Source organism: Clostridium sp. Marseille-Q7071 (genome assembly GCF_965112025.1).
The window spans coordinates 1,758,400-1,778,268 of record NZ_CBCOPR010000001.1 but is presented as its reverse complement, the minus strand read 5'-3'; the positions used below and the strand labels follow the sequence as shown (position 1 = coordinate 1,778,268).

Annotated in this window: 19 protein-coding genes, 2 pseudogenes and 1 other annotated feature (1 of these 22 only partly in view); of the genes and pseudogenes, 2 read left to right on the top strand and 19 right to left on the bottom strand. The window is 28.0% G+C overall.

The genetic code is table 11. The features are described from left to right. Window positions 1-107: a binding site (T-box leader), on the bottom strand (it extends 160 nt beyond the left edge of the window). Between the two features lie 567 nt (window positions 108-674). Continuing rightward, on the top strand, window positions 675-1,139 hold the full coding sequence (locus tag ACWPW7_RS08260) for a GNAT family N-acetyltransferase (protein WP_454053139.1): 465 nt from the start codon (window positions 675-677) through the stop codon (window positions 1,137-1,139). Between the two features lie 358 nt (window positions 1,140-1,497). Here the strand turns inward: ACWPW7_RS08260 and ACWPW7_RS08255 are convergent, their stop codons facing one another. The 8 genes from ACWPW7_RS08255 to ACWPW7_RS08220 form a co-directional block, all read right to left on the bottom strand. Then, window positions 1,498-1,923 (bottom strand): GNAT family N-acetyltransferase, encoded by a 426-nt coding sequence (locus ACWPW7_RS08255; protein ID WP_454053138.1) that lies wholly within the window; start codon window positions 1,921-1,923, stop codon window positions 1,498-1,500. Then, on the bottom strand, window positions 1,914-2,042 hold the full coding sequence (locus tag ACWPW7_RS08250) for a hypothetical protein (RefSeq protein ID WP_454053137.1): 129 nt from the start codon (window positions 2,040-2,042) through the stop codon (window positions 1,914-1,916). The genes ACWPW7_RS08255 and ACWPW7_RS08250 overlap by 10 nt, the downstream gene beginning before the upstream one ends. A 246-nt stretch (window positions 2,043-2,288) precedes the next feature. Continuing rightward, window positions 2,289-3,293 (bottom strand): phosphotransferase enzyme family protein, encoded by a 1,005-nt coding sequence (locus ACWPW7_RS08245; RefSeq protein ID WP_454053136.1) that lies wholly within the window; start codon window positions 3,291-3,293, stop codon window positions 2,289-2,291. A gap of 192 nt (window positions 3,294-3,485) precedes the next feature. After that, entirely contained in the window at window positions 3,486-3,980 is a 495-nt protein-coding gene (locus ACWPW7_RS08240; RefSeq protein ID WP_454053135.1) for a GNAT family N-acetyltransferase, read from the bottom strand. Between the two features lie 466 nt (window positions 3,981-4,446). Further along, window positions 4,447-5,370, bottom strand: coding sequence for a S66 peptidase family protein (locus ACWPW7_RS08235; protein ID WP_454053134.1), 924 nt, complete (start codon window positions 5,368-5,370; stop codon window positions 4,447-4,449). A gap of 724 nt (window positions 5,371-6,094) precedes the next feature. Continuing rightward, window positions 6,095-7,414 carry a hemolysin family protein gene (locus tag ACWPW7_RS08230; protein WP_454053133.1) on the bottom strand — a complete coding sequence of 440 codons (1,320 nt, stop codon included), beginning with the start codon at window positions 7,412-7,414 and terminating at the stop codon, window positions 6,095-6,097. Between the two features lie 634 nt (window positions 7,415-8,048). Next, a complete protein-coding gene (locus ACWPW7_RS08225) occupies window positions 8,049-8,210 on the bottom strand; it encodes a hypothetical protein (protein ID WP_454053132.1) in 162 nt (53 codons plus the stop codon). A 337-nt stretch (window positions 8,211-8,547) separates the two neighbouring features. Beyond that, the gene (locus tag ACWPW7_RS08220) at window positions 8,548-9,447 is read right to left on the bottom strand and encodes an isocitrate lyase/PEP mutase family protein (RefSeq protein ID WP_454053131.1); all 900 of its coding nucleotides are present in this window, start codon (window positions 9,445-9,447) and stop codon (window positions 8,548-8,550) included. Between the two features lie 90 nt (window positions 9,448-9,537). Here ACWPW7_RS08220 and ACWPW7_RS08215 point away from each other — a divergent pair, with 90 nt between their 5' ends. Further along, window positions 9,538-10,245, top strand: coding sequence for an ArsR/SmtB family transcription factor (locus ACWPW7_RS08215; RefSeq protein WP_454053130.1), 708 nt, complete (start codon window positions 9,538-9,540; stop codon window positions 10,243-10,245). Window positions 10,246-11,123: 878 nt separating this feature from the next. Here the strand turns inward: ACWPW7_RS08215 and ACWPW7_RS08210 are convergent. The 11 genes and pseudogenes from ACWPW7_RS08210 to ACWPW7_RS08160 all read right to left on the bottom strand — a co-directional run bounded on the left by ACWPW7_RS08210 (window position 11,124) and on the right by ACWPW7_RS08160 (window position 19,777). Continuing rightward, window positions 11,124-12,218 (bottom strand): alkaline phosphatase family protein, encoded by a 1,095-nt coding sequence (locus tag ACWPW7_RS08210; protein ID WP_454053129.1) that lies wholly within the window; start codon window positions 12,216-12,218, stop codon window positions 11,124-11,126. Window positions 12,219-12,581: 363 nt separating this feature from the next. After that, window positions 12,582-13,358 (bottom strand): GNAT family N-acetyltransferase, encoded by a 777-nt coding sequence (locus tag ACWPW7_RS08205; protein ID WP_454053128.1) that lies wholly within the window; start codon window positions 13,356-13,358, stop codon window positions 12,582-12,584. Window positions 13,359-13,540: 182 nt separating this feature from the next. After that, window positions 13,541-13,960: pseudogene (locus tag ACWPW7_RS08200) on the bottom strand (GNAT family N-acetyltransferase); the annotation flags it as partial. Between the two features lie 34 nt (window positions 13,961-13,994). Continuing rightward, window positions 13,995-14,746: pseudogene (locus ACWPW7_RS08195) on the bottom strand (carbon-nitrogen hydrolase family protein). A gap of 811 nt (window positions 14,747-15,557) precedes the next feature. After that, window positions 15,558-15,731 (bottom strand): hypothetical protein, encoded by a 174-nt coding sequence (locus tag ACWPW7_RS08190; RefSeq protein ID WP_454053127.1) that lies wholly within the window; start codon window positions 15,729-15,731, stop codon window positions 15,558-15,560. After that, a complete protein-coding gene (locus tag ACWPW7_RS08185) occupies window positions 15,728-16,210 on the bottom strand; it encodes a class I SAM-dependent methyltransferase (protein ID WP_454053126.1) in 483 nt (160 codons plus the stop codon). Before ACWPW7_RS08185 ends, ACWPW7_RS08190 begins: the two co-directional genes overlap by 4 nt. A gap of 261 nt (window positions 16,211-16,471) precedes the next feature. Then, the gene (locus ACWPW7_RS08180; RefSeq protein ID WP_454053125.1) at window positions 16,472-17,248 is read right to left on the bottom strand and encodes a carbon-nitrogen hydrolase family protein; all 777 of its coding nucleotides are present in this window, start codon (window positions 17,246-17,248) and stop codon (window positions 16,472-16,474) included. A 148-nt stretch (window positions 17,249-17,396) separates the two neighbouring features. Continuing rightward, window positions 17,397-17,588, bottom strand: a complete 192-nt coding sequence (locus tag ACWPW7_RS08175; RefSeq protein WP_454053124.1) for a hypothetical protein — start codon at window positions 17,586-17,588, stop codon at window positions 17,397-17,399. Window positions 17,589-17,642: 54 nt separating this feature from the next. Next, window positions 17,643-18,008 (bottom strand): hypothetical protein, encoded by a 366-nt coding sequence (locus ACWPW7_RS08170; RefSeq protein ID WP_454053123.1) that lies wholly within the window; start codon window positions 18,006-18,008, stop codon window positions 17,643-17,645. A 341-nt stretch (window positions 18,009-18,349) separates the two neighbouring features. After that, window positions 18,350-18,886, bottom strand: coding sequence for a GNAT family N-acetyltransferase (locus tag ACWPW7_RS08165; protein WP_454053122.1), 537 nt, complete (start codon window positions 18,884-18,886; stop codon window positions 18,350-18,352). A gap of 381 nt (window positions 18,887-19,267) precedes the next feature. Further along, window positions 19,268-19,777 (bottom strand): GNAT family N-acetyltransferase, encoded by a 510-nt coding sequence (locus ACWPW7_RS08160; RefSeq protein ID WP_454053121.1) that lies wholly within the window; start codon window positions 19,775-19,777, stop codon window positions 19,268-19,270. Window positions 19,778-19,869: the final 92 nt, after the last annotated feature.

Here is a 19,869-nt window from a genome sequence, read left to right as displayed (position 1 = left end):
GGAAACTCCAAGATGTTATTCATTACACTCTTAGCGTAGGTATTCCACCATCTCCTACTCTCTTTAGCCAGTATTATGTAACTACTGCTTCTTTTCTTCGCTTCTATTTATTAAATTTATAACGATAATACCATTGTATAAAATACTTGTCAATTATCTTAATAATATTATACTTTATTATCTATAATATCGTAGTGGTGAACAGTGCTAGCCAGTTTTCCTTTGTATATCTAAATTTTTTCACTCATATAATATAAACTAATTGTTAAAATTAATATAAAATCACAAAATATTTGTAATGTAAATTAACTCCACTTAACTTTCCTTTATACTCATCTTTATTATTCCAATCTAACTTTTGACCGCATTTCCTGCAATTTTCTGCGCTACAAATATTTTTCAACTTGGGCAAAAGTATGCAATCCAAAGTTCTTTATCATACTTCAAAAGAACACTTTTCGCCATTCTTTCTTCCCCTTGTTACCCCTAATATTTGAAACGTGTATAATAGTTTTTAGGGAAGATTTCAATTCTATTATTTGTGTAAGACATATGGTAGAATTAAACATGCGCGATGTTTCATACAAATATCTCTTAAGCCGTGAAAATTATATATTGCATACTACAATTAACTAGTTAAATACAATTACTATAATTGGGAGGATGATTATTAGATGACAAAAATATCGAATCAACAAATTATAATTGACATAGCACCTCTAAGAGCAGAGGACCGTAACCGCTGGAATATTTTAGCTCGAAGTTACAAAACCTTTTACGAGACTGAGCTTCCCGACTCCGAATACGACGAGGTTTGGAACCACTTGCTAAACTCCGATGAAATCTTCGGTTTTGGCGCGTATCTTCAAGGAAACTTGATTGGTATCACTCACTACCTGTTTCATCGCACTATCTGGATGGAGAAAGTCTGTTATCTACAAGATCTCTTTGTCGATGAAGTTGCCCGTGGACGGGGTGTAGCTCGCGCACTCATTGAACAAGTAGCTCAAGCTGCGTACGAACATAACGCTTCTAAGCTCTATTGGCAAACTCACCAAGACAATACCGGCGCTCGTGTTCTCTATGACAAGATTGCGCATCACAAAGGTTTCATTCGCTATGACTATCCGCTTGAATAAAGCAAGCATGACTGTCGTATCATCACATCCGGCTTCCAAGGTGGCCGGATTAGTCATATACCTCAACTTAAATACAAACCCTACATGTTCTCACTCTTACCCTTGTGTTCTATCAATAATGGAATTACTTTGACAATCTGTATAAATAAACTTACTCCAACATAAAATTTCAAACAATACCCTTTCTTTGCTATCACACATATTTTTTCTAAAACTATATATTGTTCCATATTTATTTAAATTGTGGCGCAAAAATACCGTATATTCTTTTTTAATAGTACGGTACTTTTACATGTTATATTTAGTCTTATGTAAAATACATATTAAGATAATGAAATAATTTTGTTGTGTGTTATGCTCATGCCATCCATTTGTTGTTGAGTATATAATAGACTTCATTGTCTATCCAAATACCATCTTCCATAATAAATTTTTCTCTAATACATTCAAATTTAAATCCTGCAGAGAGAACAACCTTTTTTGATATCTCATTATCTATATTAATGTGAGCTTCCAAACGATGAAAATTTAGATCTTCAAATCCAATTTGGACAATGGCACCGATAGCCTCTTTTGCATATCCTTGTTGCCAAAACTGATTGAAAATCGTATATCCAATTCGTGCATATTGAAAATCTTCTCTCATATGAGTGGTTATATCACAATATCCAACTGATGCACCATTAGTTTTCGAAAAAATATTCAACATATAGCTGTAATCTTTTTTACCAAGCTCTTCGCGCTCTTTAAGTTTGTTTTTAAACCATTCTTCTGTTAAAACCATCCCTCATCAAACTTTGTTTTAGATGGCTCTTGCCCATTAAATCCTTCAAGCCATGTTTGGTAATCGTCCATATTTAATGGTCGTATTTGTAAACGAGTAGTTTCTTTGCAAATGTCCAAATATTTAATCATCTAAACCTCCCAACCTAATGTAACTAATCTTTGCTTATTGTTCTTTACAATGAAGAACCATTTATATAAAATTGTAACATATAATACAAAATATAGATGAATGTACTTGATAAACTAAGCGATAAATATTCTAATACTATATACTCAATTTTCAAAGACTATTATTCGTACTTTAAATTTCTAATGCTACGTCGCATTTTAATTAAATTATGAAGCAAACTATAGTAGCCTAAGTCATTTAATTTTTTTCAACCTTTTAAAATCTATATCAATATAAGGTAGTCGATTCTCAATATTATATTTCATATCTTTTAAATACTCTTTCTGTGAATCATTAATCTCATAATTTGTCCATAATTTAAAAATAAAGTTATATGAGCAAATCCTTCTATATTCTAAAAATAATGGTATTCTTTCTATCCATTCTTCTTCAATTTTATTTTCTTCTAAATATCCTTTTAAGAAACTTTCAATAAACTTAACTCCAAACTCTATACGCTCTTGTGCGTTCCTTATAGGAACTGTTTGTAAAGAATGATAAAGAGCAATTGCAATATCACAAACATACCAATGATATAAACAATCATCAAAATCAAAGACTATTATACTACCATCATGAATAAAAAAATTATATTGATGGAAATCATTGTGTATCAACCCATAAGAGTCCTTATCTTTAGGCAAAGTATTCATTTCATTTATTATTTCTGTCCATATGTTATAAATAGCAAAATCCTCTTTAGTAATTCTATATCCTTCTCTAAAATTGATGTCTTCATTCCACTGTTCCCTTGCAACTATTCCTTCTTTCGGTATATAATCCTTCGTTAAACAATGAATCTTGCCCATTGTCTTTCCCCATTGATGAAATAAAGATTCATTCCATTCATTAACATTATCCACTCTTGGAAAGTGTCCATTAGCTTTTTCAAACACTGAAACAAAATAGCATTGGTCATTATCATATATAATTTCTACAAATTTATTATTTATAGATGGTATAGTTTTTGATACATTTACTTTCATATGAAATAGATAATTTATATAATCCATTTCAGCCTCATAACGTGATAAATTACAGGAATTTTGTTTTGAAATTCTTAAAATATATGCATTGTTTTCATTTTGTAACTCGTAAATAAGATTAGCTGAATTGCCAATTTTATTAATATTAACTTCCAGTATATTTAATTGGAAAAGTTTAAAAGCTTGCTTTAGAATTAAATTATTATCTTTCATTTTTCCTCCCTATTCGCAACAATTCATGCAAAATTATCTATTTTCAGATTTTTTAATTGATAAATAATCAAATCAATAAATTATTTGAATACAATATCTCATTATTATACTTTATTAATAACAAATTTCTTAGCTTTATTTAAAATATTCTACTTTTCTCATATATAATACTATAGCTAGCACCATATTCTCTTAGTACCTCTTCTCTCTTTTATCCTGTATTTCAAAATACATTGATTCAATCCCATCTTCAACAAATGTTTCAATTCTTACAAATCCAACTTTCTCTAATAGTCCTATTGATCCATAATTATTGGAATATGTAAAGGCTCCAATTTTTTCTATATCAAACTTATTGAATACTTCTTTAACAAAAGCTTTTGTAACCTCTGTTGCTATCCCCTTACCCCACAACTCCTTTTCAAAGATGACAACACTTAGCATAGACATTTTTTCATTACTTTCATCTATACTATAACACCAAATATCTCCAACATATTTTCCTTCAAAATAGATTACTTTGCCGTAGCTCAAAGCATCTTCTTTTAGAGACTCCTCAAATAATCTTAATGCTTCATCTAAAGATTTAATACTAAAGGGAAATAATTTTTTTATTTCTTCATCTTGAGTTTTTTCCCAAAAGGTTACTACATGATCAGTCCTTCTTGTTTTTAGTATTATGTCCATAAAACTCATCCTTTCATAAAAATTCTATTATAATGCAAGTTTTATTTGTATTGTGCTAAATTCCATTTAAAGCTTATTTTTATAAATTTAGTTCAATATTTAATTGTAATATATTCCCTATAAAGTATTGTTCTCCTTCTTCCTATTTCAATAAAAATAATTACTCTCCTTATTTTATAAATAACATTATCTATCATATTATTATAAGCTATTTATTAAAGTCAGTATGAAATGCGGCATAAAGAAACCGTAAAATTCAGTTATGAATAATACGGCGTTTTATAAATCCTTCGTTTTTTCAGTTGTGGCGCTAAATCAGAATTGTCGGCATTGATGTGTATATAGTGGTGTCCATCAGAATTTGATATGCAGGAGTAAATGGTTTATTCCGTAAATAAACATAAATAATCTTATGGAATAAAATAGTTACCTTATTCCATAATAATCGAAAAAACGTTCTATCTCTTTATATACGCACTGTTGGTTCAAGTATTGTCAATGTATTGTTATAAGTGTTAAGGTTAGCTTGAGCACCTATAGGTATAGCCATCTTGTATCTGCCATGTCCTGATGCTAAATTTGTCATAAGAGGTTTATTCAATGGCACTATAACTTCATTAATTAAATCTTCATATGACTTACCATATGCAATCGGACAATTCGTACATTCACCCATAATAATCCCTGCACAATCCTTAAATTTACCTGCTAATATTAGATGGTTTATATACCTGTAAACTGTATTAATAGGCTCATGAACTTCTTCGATTAATATTATCTTTCCTTTGGTATCAACTTCAAATGGGGTGCCAAGATTATCTACAAAGGATGTAAGGTTACCTCCTACTATAGCCCCTGTTACATTTCCAGGGATTCTGCTTATTAGAGGCATTCCAGGAGGATTTTCAAGTTCCCTTGGTGAGGTAAGTGTAGACGTAGCAGTGAAAAACTGATTGAAGTTGTATTCAGGAGTAGTCGGTTTAAAGTCTATTAAAAGAAGACTATGAAAAGTAATTAAGTCAGCCCATTCATACAAAACATTTAATAAAATTGTTATATCACTGTACCCTGTGATGATTTTAGAATTCTGTGCAATGACAGAGTAATCAAGATATGGTATAATACCTGCAACACCTACTCCACCCCTTGAGGGTATGATAGCCTTCACATCAGGGTTTTTAAACATATCCATCAAATCAGAGGCCCTCTCTTCTTCTGTGGCTGCAAGATATCCATTAGAAGAATATACATATTTTCCCAAAACTACATTAAAGCCCATATTATTAAGAGTCTGTATGCCAGTATTAATGGCATTTGCAGATAATGGACTCCCTAAAGTAACTATTCCGATTGTATCTCCTTCACGTAAAATTTGTGGTCTCGTTGCCATACTCATTCACCTTCTAAATAACTTAATAGTGTATAATCTTACAATTCCGTAAAAACTACTCCTTGTCGCTATTTATATCTATCATCCCTCCACGGACAGGAAGTTTAGACTTGCGGAATTACTAAAACTTCGTTTCATTATTACTAGGATATTATATTAAGTTACTCATTATTACTTATATCCTTTGTATAAGAATATAAATTTTTCTATTTTTAAACATCGTATTACTTCACTTATCAACGATTCATAATTTGCTTAACAGCCGCCAATGAAAATGAGCATGTAATGTATAGATATACCACTTATAAATTTAATCTATCTCTGAAAATAATTAATGCTTATTGGTATTGTCACTAAAACTACTAAACTCAAAACTCACAGTTCACAATTTCGGATATTTTTCAGTGGTAACTGAGAAATTTAGAATTGATTAACTGTAGCGGTGAATAGTGTTCACCATATATTATTGAATAAATATTAAACTATAAGACGTATTAAAAAGAACTGACGAACACTGTTTACCCTTACATGTTACTACATGAAATATATATCCTATTTTAAACATACATGGTTATAAGTTGATATAAATGATAAGATATTTGTATTACAACGAAAAAATACCGTAAAATTCACGTTTGAATAATACGGTATTGGTTATTACTATTTATTTTTATATTAAATAATTAATTATATAAGATTATAGTTTTATATGATTAATACAAAACTAAGCTTTTACTTGAATATAAACTTTTATTTTCTCAATTCTTTTTTCTTTTATTTGTTCTAACTTAAATATTAAATTTTCATATTCAATATTTTCTTCCTCAGTAGTCTCTGGAATACGTCCAAGAAGGTCAACAATAAATCCATTTACTGTATCGTAATTGTCACTTTCAATATCTATATGAAAATAATCGCTAAAATCATCTAGTGAAAGCATACCATCTATTATAAAAGTATTGTTATCAATTTTCTTTATAGCTGGTTCATCTTCATCATATTCATCCTCTATGTTACCCATAACTTCTTCAATAAGATCCTCTATGGATACTATTCCTGAGAACCCTCCATATTCATCAATTAATATCGCCATATGCTTTCTAGAGGCTTGTAATTCTTTAAATAACTCATCAATATTTTTTGTTTCTGGTACAAAATATGGTCGTTGTAATATACTTCTAATATCTACATTTTCAAAACCATACTTTCTTGCTTCAATGAAGAAATCTTTCATATAAAGAATACCAATAATATTATCAATCTGTCCCTCATACACAGGAATTCTTGAATATCTTCCTTCTACTAATTCATCTAAGATTTCACTTAAAGGAGTATCTATATTAATTAAGTATACTTCAGTTCTTGGTGTCATTACTTCATCTGCTAATTTATCATCAAAATCAAATATACTATTTATCATTTCTTTTTCAGTTTCATTTATAACTCCATGTTCTTGTCCAACTTCTACCAAAGACTTAATCTCTTCTTTTGACACCTTTTCATCTAAACCATCTATTTCAAGACCAAATAATCTAATCAAAATATTAGTTGATGCTGAAAGTAGTTTTACAAATGGTACAGTTATTTTAGATATATATAGTATAGGCATTACGGAAATCATTGCTATTGTCTCTGATTTTTGTAGTGCTACTCTCTTAGGAAATAATTCACCAAATACTAATGTTATATAAGAAAGTATAATAGTTACTATTATTAAGGCTATTTGTCCACTATAAGGAATATTAAATCTATTTAGATATTGCGCTAAATCACCTGATAATCCAGTAGCGGCAGAAGCACTAGAAAAAAATCCAGCAAGAGTTATTCCTACTTGAATAGTAGATAAGAATTTCGTTGGCTCCTCCATAAGTTTTAATAGTAGTTTTGCTTTCTTATTTCCCTCTTCTGCAAGAATTTTCATCTTGTTCTTATTTAAAGATACTATAGCCATCTCAGCTGACGCGAAAAATGCATTTATCAATGTTAAAATGACTATTAAAATTAATTGTGAAGTTAAATTCGCGGGTTCAGGGTCTGTTTCCATTATTCATTCCTCCAAAAATAAAATATTTTTATCATAATATCACAAATAATAACAATAGTAAAGCGAGTAGCAATTGATTGTTATGAGTACAATTAGATAGTACACGTACATACCTTCTACTATTATATTTGCTACTTAATATCCTTATACCTAAGTTATAATATTCTAATATTATAACTTAATTTACATTCAAATTATAATATGGCTTCTCTATTAAAATAAATTATTTCAACACTGTATTATTTAGCTTTCAAAGAAATTAATTTTTGTATCTTAAAATTCATTAACTAATTCGTCTTTTACTTAAATTACGAAATAAAAAATACCGCATACTAATGTTGAATAATACGGTATTATAAATAAATTATTTAATTATATAATTGTTACGTATTATAAGAAGATTCCCTATTACTTACCCTTAATTTTTTTATAAAGCACAAAAGCTATCGCTATAAAAATTATACCTACAAAGATCCCCGTAAAAATTCTATTCGTAGCCCACATAGCTTCCTACAATTCTTTTTTAACTTAGTATAACTAATGTAGCAGAATTTTAGTCGGAACATCTAGCATAACAAACAACCATTTTAAGTGCGCTTTTACTCTAGTTAATGAATAATAAGAAGAATGTGAATTAAAAATTATTTTCAAAATAATTGTCGCTCTCTACCTTACAAATTCGTATCATATATTTTGAATACCACATCTTTTTCCCCATTTCTTTTGCGCTCATATGATGACTATTATTTTTCCATGAACTAATGCTTTCTAAAGAGTCCCAGTATGATATTGTCATTCCAAATCTATCTTCGTCGCTAATACTTTCTGCCCCTAAAAAACCTTTTTCTTTAGAAACAATGTTTACTATCTCATCTCCTACTTTCCCATATCCATTATGACCTAAAATTCTTATTGATGTAAAAATAACAGCATAATAAGGTGTTTTGGGTGTTTTTACTATTTTGATTATGTAAAATCCTCCAATCAGAAGTTAATTAATTTTATTAATTTAAACAGTTAATACACAATATTTTAAACTCGTATTAATATTCTATATAATTTAATTGGGACATTATTATATGCTATTTTAGCATTTTACTAATGATTTATACACTTGAGTTATATTTATATAGTTAACGCGTAAATAGTTTATTAGCTATTTCGTAAGAAAAATCGTGATCTAGTAATTTTGAAATTTTGTTTTCATCCTGTATCTGCTTTACTGTTTCTATTAGATTAGAATAAGCGGCTCTAACCGGAGCAGAACCAAGGCTTAATCGTCTAACCCCTAATCGTTCTAAATTTTCTAAATTATTTGTCATAGGTGTGGCAAGAATATTAATAGGCGCAGGAATATTTTCTATTAATTTTGAAATATTACATTCTTCAATTGCACCAGGTATAAAAACACAATCAGCACCTGATTTATAAAAAGCATTGGCTCTTTCAATAGCAATAGATAACCTTTCCTCCTCTTTTCCTGCTTTAATAAAAAACACGCAAGTTCTGGCATTAATAACAAAAGGAATTCCCAATTTTTCTTTAAGCTTAGATATAGCCTGGATTTTTTTTATTTGAATATCTAGATTTTCTAGGTAAGGAGTTGGTTTGGAATAGCCATCTTCAATGTTGATTCCAACTGCACCAGCTTCAATAATTTTAGTTACATTTTCCACTATTCCATCAATTGTGTCAGCATAACCTAATTCAATGTCTACACTCACAGGAATAGATATCCTTTGAGTTATTTGCTTTACCATTTGAATAATATGTTCAAAATCAATTTTTTCTCCATCAGAATAACCTAAACTATAAGCAAGTCCAGCACTTGTTGTTCCAACTGCTGGAAAATTAAATTTTTCATATATAACTGCACTACCAACATCCCACGCATTAGGAAGGATAAACATTTTATTACGATGGTGAATTTCTTGAAATTGTTTTGCTAAGTATAATTGCTTTGTAATATCCATATTTGTCCCCATTTCATAAGTATTTTTATTATTTATAGGATTTATAATTTTATGATTCATAGACTCACCCCTTGTACAATTTGTATAAGTTATTATATACTATAGATACATCAATGCTCATCGATATATGAAATTATTAGGAGGATATATATGACTGGAACTCCACAAATATCACAATTAGCAGAAATTTTAGCTGATAAATCACGCGCTACCATTCTTATGGTAATGATGGATGGTGAATTTCACACTGTTAATGAGTTAGCTAGAGCTGCTGGAATTAAATCTCATACTGCTTCTTATCATTTAGCAAAGCTTACTGAATTGAAATGGATAGTTATGGAAAAATATGGACGATTTCATTATTATCAAATAAGTAATAAAGAATTGGCTCAGATGCTCGAGAGTTGGCTTCAAATTTCTCCTTTAAAACCTTCAAGGTCATTAAATCAAAGTATTGAAAATCAGATGCTATATTTTGGTAGGGTTTGCTATGATCATTTAGCTGGAAAAATAGGAGTACAAATTACTGATTGGTTACTTGAAAAGAATTATATTATAAAATCAGAAGCTGGTTGGAGCTTAAGCACAGAAGGGGAAAATTTTTTTGAGTCCAATGGAGTAAATATTGAGTTATTAAAGAAAGAAAAAAGATGCTACTGCCGAATGTGTTTAGATTGGAGTGAGAGAAAACATCACGTAGCTGGTAGTGTAGGAAAAGCTCTAATGAATATATTTTTTAATAATCAATGGATAGAGCGTACAGGAGATAGTAGAGCTATTAAGTTAACAGCTAAGGGTAAAGAACAACTATCTAAAAAGTGGGATATAGATTTTGAGTCTACAAATAAATTTGTGTAGCATGTCAGGCTAAACTAAAATATGATAGTAGGCAAAAGTCTAACCTCAGTAATAATATCAAATGGTAGTTTGTTTTATCTGTCAATAAAGTTAATTTGTGCTTCACAGATGCGCCTTCTACCTCAACGAGAGAATAGAATTCTATTGTTTTTCCATAAGTCTTTATGTGCTCATCTGATGAGGTTTCAGCTAAATTCTTTGTTAAAATTAATTCTTCCTTAATGTCCTAATCCTAAGCCAATTGTAATTATCTTACTACCACCTTGTTTCTTGATATATGGAATTACTACTTTAGATGTATAATAGGCTCCACCATAAGTTTTATAATTTTTTTGAAATACTTTCTTTACTAATTCATTATAATTACTAGCGTCATAGGTTAATGCTATTGCATTCCTATTGTTCTTATTTGTAAAACCTGCTGTATCATCGATTTCATTCTGACTCCTTGGTAAACAGCATACTTTTGCACCACTAGTAGTATATTATGTTGCTATGACTTTACCTATTTCTCTTCCTACGCCTGTAATAAGAGGCCTCGCCAACATTTCTCTGAATCACACCAACAGGAATTAAAAAGTAGCCTAGAGCTAACTAATAAGGGTAGTTCCAGCATCATATCGCCAGGTGAAAAGTAAAATCCATTTTAGGTAAATACTTCAATTACTATTTATCTCCAATATATTCTAATAAAGAACCATCTAAATATAGTATTGTAAATCACTTATTAAAGTTAATATAAAGTCATAAAATATTTGTATTGTGACGTAAAAACACCGCAAAATTCAATTCTGAATAATGCGGTGTTTAGAATAATTATTCGGTTTTTATTGTTGTGACGCTAAAAAAGAATATTGCGAACTAACTTTTGAAAATGCTCATTTTTTACATATTGCTATAAGTGGTATCTTCATTTCCTGTTCAGTCATCCCAGCATGATTGGAAATAAATTGATTTGATTTTTGAGAATATACAATACCTTTGTCACTAATTGCTACTGCTAAATAATCTCCTATGAATTCTTCAAACTTAGGATGCATTTTTCCAACACCAAATATATTCTTTTCGGTAACCTCTTCTTTTGAATACAATAAAAAGTCGTCGCCAAAATTATAATTGAATTCAATGGGAAAATCATTCAAATATTCATCTTTTATATAGAAAGCTGTAGCTCTTGTTTCGATAGAAGTTGGACGTTTTAACATAGTAATTAACTTAGGATAATCACTCAAAATATAGTGCTTCAAATTACAATGTCCATGGTCTGCAGTAACAATAACCAATGTATCGGATAATCTTTTGCACATATCTGTTACTTTTTCTTCGAGTTCTTTTATATTCTCAGTAACCAGACTGTTATAGCAACCAAACTCATGCATTAAGCTATCAGGATTTTCCCAATATCCATATATGTATTTTTTCTCGGAGGTAGCACACAACCGTTCTACTTCATGCGTCAATTCATCAAATGTTTTTATTTTATTACTTCCGAATTTCGACACACTATATGCGTTAGCCATCCCAGCATCTCTTATTTTTTCGTAAATACTTTTATACGGTAAAATTTGACTGGCAACATGATAATCCGCCACATGAATTTCTGTGTCTTTTTCCGTATTAATAAATGCGTTTACAATTTTATTTATTTCACTAAAATACAAACTCCATCCTAACCACCCATGTTCCAAAGGGGTTAAACCACTTTCAATAGAGGTCGTTGCTGATGTAGTAGTTGGAGGAAACACAGATGAATATTCCTTAATCAAATTCTTTCGGAAAAAACCATTTTCCGATAAATGATATTGTAATGTATCAACCCCTAATCCATCCAATAGCAAGATAACTACATTTTTATATTGATATTTCAAAAGCTCATCCACTTCTTTTAGTGTACTATGTTCACTCTCAGCACCAAAATATTCTAAGATAGAGCAAGCAAGATTCACGATACTATTATGATAATCAACAAACATATTTTTTTCCCTCTACTTTCAACAGCTTATTATAAATAATCTTAAGTTCACCATTTTTTACAATTTTGTCTTAACTCATAAGAAAAGTCTATCATATTTACCACTTTATTGCATTAATTTCCTATACCTTTGGGTCAACTTTACTTTTTATACCGTATTATTCAATTTTCAAAGAACATTGTTTGTGCTTTAAATTTTAAGATTTACGTCGCTTTTTAATCAAATTACGAAACAAAAACACCATAAAATTCCAACTTGAATAATACGGTGTTTTTATAAATTGTTCTTCTTTTCAATTGTTGTATTAAATAAAAAATTTGTGTCTTAACTATAATAAACTTAGGCTCATCTTTCATAAGTTTATTATAGTTGAAAAAATAAATCAGCTCTTTCACCTATTTTATCGAATCCAATTTTTTTATACATTTCCTTTGCAGTATCATCCTCATCGGTAACCAGATAAATAGTATGGGAATTCCCTTTTATTGCTATATCAATTAGAGATTTCAAAATGGTTGTTCCGTATCCTTTACGCTGATATATGGGGTTAACAGCAAAATCTTCGATTTTCGCAATCCCATTATACATAAACAAATCGCAATTTCCAATTATATCTCCCTTATGATAACAAATGTAAGAATTTACCCCTTTGTTAGAAACATATACTTTACCACGTCTGTAACATCTCCTTGTACAAAAATCTTTCCCAAGATTTTTCTCATCATGTTGCAAGTCACAAAATAAAATATCATCTACCATTTCTTCATTGTTGACCTTCTTTATTATGCAACCAGATAAAGCATTTAGTCTTAAAAAATAAGAAATATCAAAGGAATAATATCCATTTGTTGATATTTCAGCATTGTATTTAATAGTGGACGCCAAAGAACTGTTAACATTAGAATTTAAAAGAATATTACAGAATTTACTTTTTTCAGATAACCTCAGTGAAATTTCATCTTGTATAATACGTTTCACCTCAATTTCACTCATTGCTTTTTTTATATATGTATAATTATGATAATACATATCACTCAATTGATTATCACGAAATCTAATTATATCTTCATTTTCATAAAACTCTGAAAAGCACTTTGTGTATTCAAATTCACATTCTACAATCTTCTCATCTATTAGCATAATACATCCCCATTTCTTCTTTATATAATGTAGATAATCTTTACTACATATAAAATTACTATTGTGTCTTAGCACTTGAAAATATGTTCTTAACTATAACATGTTTTAAATATCAAATTTTTGAATGTTCTAGTTGTTATGCCTTATAAAAATAGTATGTAATAATATAAAATTACTACATTTTATTTACCATTACTCTTTGCTTTTTGATTAATACATTCCTCTTTTAAGATTGCATATATTGCATCATCTGCCCATTGATTATCAAACCAAAAGTTTTTTTTCAAATGTGCCTCTTTTCTCATTTGAATTCTTTCAAGCAATGCTATAGATTTTATATTTCTAGGGTCAACTGAAACAATTATTCTATGCTTTTTTAAATTATTAAATAAGTAATCTATTACAGCAATAATAGCTTCAGTAGCGTATCCTTTGCATTGTTGCTCTAAAGATAATGTAAATCCTATTTCTGCCTGTAAGTTATCTGAGTCTATAAAATGAATCCCTATATCCCCTACTAACTCATCAGTTTCTTTAAGAAAAATTCCAAGTTGATACCATATATTTGGTATATTCGGAATTTTAGCAACTTTTTCTATAACTTATTGACCTATAAATTAACTTTTACTATATTGCTTATATATCAATATATAATATACCTTCATCTCCAATTTCTTTTTTAGCTATAACTTTTCCTAATTTATCTACTGCATAGGCACCTCCAAAGTAATAATATTCAGTACTCTTTGAATGCTCAATATAATTAGTCATCAATGTTAATGCATTACACTTAGTAATTTGCTCTATATAAGATGGCATTTCTTCTACGTCCCATCTTTCTTGAGAAACATGTCCATTATAAAAAGATCTTGCAAATGGAAATACTAATATATCAATATTTTCCTCTCTAATCTTATGAACCAACTTATCATCAAATAAATCTCCACAAATTAAATAACCATATTTGTTGTTTTTAATGTAAAATGTCTTAATTTCTTCTCCTTCTTTATATATTTCTTTATCAGCTTCATTACCGTGCCATCCCTTTGTTATTCTTCTATATTTACATATTATCTCTCCAGAATCATCAATACATATTGTACTATCATATATAGAATTGTTATCTTCTTCAAAAAACCTAGTGAAACATATATTTGATTTTCCTTTGCAGATTTACATATAGATTGAATAATGTTTGAACTTTCACTAAAAGCTAACTTAAAATCGTATTCAGGTATATCACGATTATTAAATCCTGCAATAGCAGATTCTGGGAATATTATAAATTCAGCACCATTGCTTTTTGCTTCCTTAATAGATTCTAATATTAACTTTACATTTAGATTAATATCCGATGTAACTTTATTTACTACTAATGCGTATTTCATTTTATCATCTCCTTTAAATTAAAATTCTATATTACAATAGATTTTAAGTATAAAATAATACTAATTCACCTCTCTTAATTAAATCATCTGATGAAAATAAGTATATTTTCTATCAGTTATTTCAATTATAAATCATTTATGTATAATAGTTCCATATACGATATATTTATCCTTCACATATATTAATAAACTTTTAAAGTGAGTTAATAATTTTTTTACTTACTATAAAAAACTTAACACTATATACTTACTTATAATTCAATAAAAGGTAACTAAAGGATTAATATAGAAAATAAAACTACTAAAATTTAAAAATATATTTGTTTTTTAGTTATTGCCCTACTTTTAGTAACACATATAGATTCACTAACTAAACATACCTTAAATGCTTACGCTTCTAATTCGTCAGGATATAAATAATATGAATTTCTTATTAACTGATAAATATACTTTACTCTATATTTTTCTATAAATAATATTTTTATTTTATATAGTTAAAAAATTCTAAAAAGGGTAAATACGGAAGTGTTATAATTTATTGTATTATATTTATTTAAGTTTAAATTATGTACTAAGATAAAATAAGCTTTATTATATGTATTTTGCTTTAAGTCATATTTAATGCTTTATAAATAAAGCAATTTAAAGGAACTCTTATTGAGTTCCTTTAAAAAATAATAGATTATCACTATTATTTAACTATCTTATTTTGATACTTTAATTAATTAGACATGTTATATTCAACTTAATTTTCTTAACAAGATGTGATTATAAAAAGATATATTTATATACTCATCTATTTCAGAAACTTTCATTTCAGCTTCAAACATTTTTTCTTGCCACATTGGATCATACTTAATTTCATTATTTTGTTGCAAAGCAAAAACGTTCTAATTCCAAGAACCTTTTCAATATTAACGTCTAAATTACCTATCCACTCTCTAACATCATTTACATCATAATAATCCACTTGTCCAAAATTCATAACCTTAGCTGCTTCCCCATCAAGTAGAGATATTGCTTCATCCACATTGTTTTCAAAAACAATTTTTGCATGATTCTTCCTACATGATTATGTTTTACTATAGATATTATCCGATTTGGTTTAAGAACCCGGCAGAATTCTCTAAATATTTCTTTTCGTTCTTTCGCATACTCAAAAACATTGTGGCATATTACAACATCAAAGGAATTATCATCTTGCTCTTTTAATTGTTCTATATTACCAATAATCTGTTCATAATCATTGTCACATATTCTCATATCTATCATATTAGCATCTGGTTCTATTGCTACTACATCGTTATTCTTTGCTAAATAATTTGCAGTAATTCCCAATCCACTTCCAAAATCGAGGACTTTACAATTAGTTACTTGTGATAGTTGTTCCCAAACCAATCTATAGTATAATACACTCCAAGGCTTCTTCATATTTTCTAAATATGTTTTTAAATCATTATTCATTCTACTTCTCCAATTATATAAATCATTTTTAATTGTAACATTTTACATTTATGCCATATTTAATTTTTTCATTCATAATATATTCCCTAGAAAGTACTGTTCTCCTTCTTATTTTAACAAAAATAGTAATTAATCTGCTGCTATAAGCTACTTATAAAATCAATATAAAGTGCGAAATATTTTAAATTACGCAATAAAAAATACTGTAAAATCCATTTCTGAATAATACAGTGTTTTAAAATAAAATATACTTTGTAATTATTATGTATTTGAAACTATTTTAACAATATCACTTCTACATTGGCTTAAGTACCAATTTGATATCTCATCAATATCTATAGTTTTTTTAATTATCTCCAAATCACTTGAAATCACTTCTTCAATTACTTGTCCCTTAGGAGAAATTAGCATAGTAGGACACTGTTGATTCTTACTAGCATTATTAGAACTAATTACAAATCTTTGATTTTCTGCTGCTCTACTTATTAAGTGACTTCTCCAAACTGAAAGATGATCTCCTGAAGTAGCATTTGTCAAATATACAAATACTTGAGCATTATTTAAAGCTAATGCTTTCCATTGCTCAGGATAACGTATCTCTCTACAAAGTTGTATTCCCAATTTTAAATGTTGATTATTAATTATTATATCAAAAACTGGTAATTCATCACCTGCTTTAAAAACATTTCTTTCATGAGTTGCTAAATTCACCTTTTCATATATGAAATCATCATTATTATATGAATAAAAAATTGCAGCATTGAACCAACTTGAATCTTGATATATACAAGAGCCAAAAATAATATGTACTTTTCTTGTTATAGCTTCACTTTTTAATTGATTCATTGCATAATTCAACGTTTGTAAATCGATATATTTAAGAAAAGAAATATCATCATCATAACCAGATAGTGCACCCTCTGGGAGAATAATTAAATCATCTTCATTTGCTTCATCCAATATCTGCTTTATCTTGTTTAAATTTTCTTTAATATTAAATGTTATTGGAAACTGTCCAATAATTATTGATACTTTCATTTTAATTCTCCAATATCTCTTACTTTATTTTTAAAATTTAATCAGAAAAAATTATATCACACTTTTAAATCTTTAAATAACATTATTTTTGTGTTTTAAATTCATATATTTTCATATATCCTTTAATTATATTGCTAAATAATTATAGCTATAAAATTTCCTTTAATTTCAAAATTTCATTATTAAATTGATTTCCACAGCGCTCTAATTCTCCTAATACACGTTTAATACCAATGTCTGTTTTGTACCAATTTTCCTTTGATATAAGAATATTACCTTGATAATATGGTATGGGATGAATATAAAATTTTGTATCTGGAAAAGCCAATTGATAACACATAAGTGAGCGTCGAGCATGAAAAAGACTTACAACAAATAATAGCTTTTTTAATATCTAAATTATTTTCATCTGCAACCCTACGTGAAAATACTGCATTTTCTTTTGTGAATGATGATGTATCTTCCCATAAAATCGTTTTTTTGAAACACCATTTATCATTAAAACATCGGCTAAAAACTCACAATCTGTCTTATAGTCTTTGTTGTATATTTCTTTTCTTGATTTTACTCCATTAAATTTTCCTGTTTTAATACTCACTCCACCTGATGGCATTACAAGAGGTGCAAATCCTTGTTTCCACAATTCAGCAGAATACTCTCCTAATTCAGGATGTGAACCCCCTGGAATAAAAATAATATTTGCTTTTTCTATTTCATCTTGTAAAAATATAAAATCAGTAATGTCATCTATAATTTTCATTCTTATCTCACCTCTTAAATTCTATATTATAATTATTTTGTTATTATTATCAGTGACTTACTTTAAAGTATCTTTATATTAAAATTTTCCTACTTTTATAATGGAGAGTTAATTATATGGAAATTATACCATATTTTTAAGAATAAATGTTTTTAATACCTTATTATTCAATTTCTAAAGAATATTTCTATTAATTATTCCTCAATATATTTAATTAATTACGTAAAAAACCGTATTATTCAAATTTGAATAATACGGTTTTTTATAAACTACTCATTTTTTCAGTTGTTATGTTAAATATTAAAATTATGAATTAATTAATAACTATAAATCAATAGTATTTAATCATTATACTCTGAGTATTTCATAATTCTTTCTTTTAAAAATACGTTAAATTCATTGTATTCATCCTCAGATAGATTTCTATTAAAACTCATAATCTTTAATTTATGACCTTTATACTCTTTTCTGTAAGGTGGATGAATATGTTCAAATTCTTGCAGCTTAAATCCTAAGTTAGAATAAAATTCTAATCTTTTAATCGATATATCATCTACTGGTGGGTCTATTTCTAAAACCATAGTTTTATTATTCTCGCAAAAATCTTTTAAAATTCTAGAACCATAGTTTTTTCCTCGTAAGCTGGGCAATATTGCTAAGTGTTCAATGTATTTACAGTTATCTAAATCCCAATATAATAATATTCCAACTAATTTATTATTTTCACAAACAGCCGTGCAATTATATTTATCATCTTTTAAAACGTCCATTTGATCTTTTATAGTTCTTTGCTCAAATATAGGAAAACTCACTTTATATATATTCATTACATCATCAAAATAATTATTATCACTAGAATTTATTCTTACAAACTCCATTTCTATTTCCTCCTAAAGTTTTATATTAACTATAGATTATATCATATATTAAAATAATCTAAAATTCATTAGTTTGAGATTTATTACTGTTATAACTTAATTGTCCCAAATACACCCTTACTACGTAATATTTTGTAATCACCTTATGTTTAGTTTTCAAATAACATTGTTTGTATTTTAAAATTTTAATATGTAAGTTGTAATATAATCAAATTACAGCCTAATTTTATATCTCTTTTACTTTTACATTACAACATAAAAATACCGTATAATTCATTTTGGATAATACGGCGTTTTAAATAATTATTCTATTTATAGTCCATTATGTTTAAAAAACATAATTTCATAAGTATTTTTAAACTTATAATTTACTTAAAAGTTTCATATTGCAGGATGCATTATTTTTTTGCTAAACATTTCTGCTGGCGAACCATCATCAATTTCATATAGCTTGCATGACATAAAACCATTTTTCAATAATATCTTTTTCGACGCTATATTATTAGGGTCTATTATTGCTGTAGCCCGTTGTATACTCTTTGTTTCTTTAGCTTTATTTAATAAATTGTCTACGATTTCACTTCCATATCCCTTTCCCCAGTACTCAGGAAGCAATAAATATTCAACTTCTACCTCTGTAAAATCATCACTTATTAAAAGTGAACCTAAACCTATGAAAGTATTGGTGGATTTTTCAAAAACTTTAAATCCTCCAAAATCTTCGTGCTTTCTACTCTTCTCTAACAAACCTTCATAGCATTTTTTTCCTTCTTCTAATGAAAATACTCTTCCATAATTCATTGCCATTATTTTTTCATTTGAAACTAATTTAAAGAAATATTGAAAGTCATCTTCTGAAAGAAACTTTTCAAAATATATTCTGTTTGTCATCTTCTGTCCCCCTATATAAATAGCTTAATTAATATTTGTATAAGATTTTTCTTCATCTGCTTTACAATCTCCACGTCTGCCTCCAATTTTAA